Origin of the sequence: Mycobacterium angelicum, assembly GCF_002086155.1 — a bacterium.
Lineage (GTDB): Bacteria > Actinomycetota > Actinomycetes > Mycobacteriales > Mycobacteriaceae > Mycobacterium > Mycobacterium angelicum.
This window is the reverse complement of record NZ_MVHE01000177.1, coordinates 1-1,753: the sequence shown is the minus strand read 5'-3', so window position 1 is coordinate 1,753 and position 1,753 is coordinate 1. Positions and strand designations below refer to the sequence as shown.

The window sequence follows — 1,753 nt, the reverse complement described above, 5'->3', positions numbered from 1 at the left end:
GTCACAGGCGGCAATGGCGGGCAGGGCGGCACTGGCGGGACCGGCGGGATGGGCGGTAGCGGCGCTGACGCCGGAGCCAGCACTGGTCCCGGATCCGGTGGTAGTGGCGGCCACGGCGGTGGCGGCGGATCGGGCGGTCAGGCTTCGTCCGGCCACCAGGGGGCCGGCGGCGATGGCGGAGTCGGTGGCCACGGTGGCCAGGGCGGTGGCGACAGCACGCCTCGAACCGTGGCCGGCGCCGGCGGCGTGGGAGGCATAGGCGGCACCGGCGGCAGCGGCTACACCGGCGGCGCCGGCGGTGGCGGAGGGACCGGTGGCACCGGCGGCACCGGCGGTCCGGTGGACGGTGACTACGGGACCGGCGGCCGGGCCGGCGACGGCGGCGCCGGCGGGGTTGGTGGCGCCGGCCTCATCAGCGGCGGTATGGGCGGCGTCGGCGGGACCGGGGGCACCGGCGGCACTGTCGGCAGTCCCACCAACGACTTCGGTGCCGGCGGCGACGGCGGGACCGGCGGCATTGGCGGCATGGGCGGATCGAGCAACACCGGGTCCGGCGGCGACGGCGGCACCGGCGGCGGTGGCGGCGTCGGCGGCGACGGCGGTTTCAGCTTCGGCGGTTCCGGCGGTGGCGGCGGCGACGGCGGCACTGGCGGTTCCGGCATCGGCGGTCCCGGCGGTACCGGCTTGCCCGGCGCCCCCGGTTCTGGGCCCAATAGCTCCCACGGGGCGCCCGGTGGCGCCGGCGGTGCCGGAGGGTCGGGGAACGGCTGACTAGCGCCGTACGCGGCGCATTCAATGTCTCTACATCCTTTCTTCACGACCGGTCCGGGACAGTCGGGGCAATCAATAAAGAACCCGGGTTCGGAAGCGTGAGGGGTAGTCGATGTCGTTTGTGACCGCAGTGCCGGAATCCCTGGCGGCAGCAGCGCAAGATTTGTCGGATATCGGTTCTGCGATCAGCGGCGCCAGGGCGGCCGCGGCAGCCTCCACGATCCAGGTGGAGTGGGCGGGCACGGACGAGGTTTCCGCGGCCATCGCGTCCGTGTTCTCCGGCTATGGCCAGGAATTCCAGTCGATCAGCACCCAGGTCTCGGCGTTTCACGACCAGTTCGTGCGGGCTATGAGTACCAGTGCCGCGGCCTATCTGACCACCGACATCGCCAGCGCCTCGCAGAACCTGCTCAATACGCTCAACGCGCAGAGCGTGGCCCGCTACGGGCGACCGCTGATCGGCAACGGCGCCAACGCCGCCCCCGGCTCCGGGCTGAACGGCGGCGACGGCGGTCTGCTGTTCGGCAACGGCGGGGCCGGCGGGTCGGGCGCCCCGGGCATGCGTGGCGGCAACGGCGGGGCCGCCGGATTGTTCGGCACCGGCGGCGCCGGCGGCGCGGGCGGTAGCACCTTCAACGGCAACGGCGGGATGGGCGGCAACGGCGGCGCCGGCGGACAGTTGTTCGGTACCGGCGGAACAGGCGGACTCGGCGGGGCGGCGTTCGGCGGCTCGAGCATCGGGACTGCGGGAGTCGGCGGTGCCGGCGGCGCCGGTGGAGTGGGCGGGCTGTTCGGCGCCGGCGGGCTCGGGGGGTCCGGCGGCGCGAGCCAGGTTCTCGCCGGCGGTACCGGCGGTGCCGGCGGCGCTGCCGGAAACCTCAGCGGCCTGGTAGGCGTGGGCGGCGGCCACGGCGGGACGGGTGGCTTCAGCGCCGAGAGCATCGGCGGGACCGGTGGCGCCGGCGGTGGCGGGGGTCTGCTG

General features: G+C 75.1%; 1 protein-coding gene and 1 pseudogene. Both read left to right on the top strand.

Translation table 11 applies throughout. The features are described 5' to 3' along the window. Positions 1-771: pseudogene (locus tag BST12_RS32505) on the top strand (hypothetical protein); the annotation flags it as partial. Between the two features lie 112 nt (positions 772-883). Further along, a partial coding sequence (locus BST12_RS28805) for a PE family protein (protein WP_139802048.1) occupies positions 884-1,753 on the top strand: 870 nt, incomplete at its 3' end.